Genomic DNA, 411 nt, shown 5'->3' with positions numbered 1-411 from the left:
CTGGCATATATCTCTTCACGAGCCATACATGCCGCCAACTTGGAAAGTTTTTTCAGCTTTTCTAAATTTGATTTGCTGCTGATAATATCCGTATCACTTCCCGTAAAAATCTCATCATTATCATCTGTACTTATATACATACTGATTCTATTACCTCTTGAATCATAGCCATATTTTTTCAAAAATTCTTCATACTCAGGTAGTGAACTATATTCCGGATCAAAAAACACCTTCATTTCATTTCCCAAATCATAGTATGCCAAATCATTAAGCCATTGAGAAACTTTAGATATTCTCCATTTATTGTCCTCACACAGTTCCAAATACACCTCACCGTCACTGATTTCCGGCATATCCTCAGCCAATATTACCTTTTTTACAAATTGAATTTGAACACATATACTCTTTTTA

Annotated in this window: 1 pseudogene; it reads right to left on the bottom strand. The window is 33.8% G+C overall.

From position 1 onward, the window contains the following. A pseudogene (locus tag SBH76_RS13525) lies at positions 1–353 on the bottom strand (YARHG domain-containing protein); the annotation flags it as partial. Between the last annotated feature and the right edge of the window lie 58 nt (positions 354–411).

Source organism: Lachnoanaerobaculum sanguinis, from assembly GCF_033242365.1.
Taxonomy (GTDB): domain Bacteria; phylum Bacillota; class Clostridia; order Lachnospirales; family Lachnospiraceae; genus Lachnoanaerobaculum; species Lachnoanaerobaculum sanguinis.
This window is presented reverse-complemented; position numbering and strand designations above follow the sequence as displayed.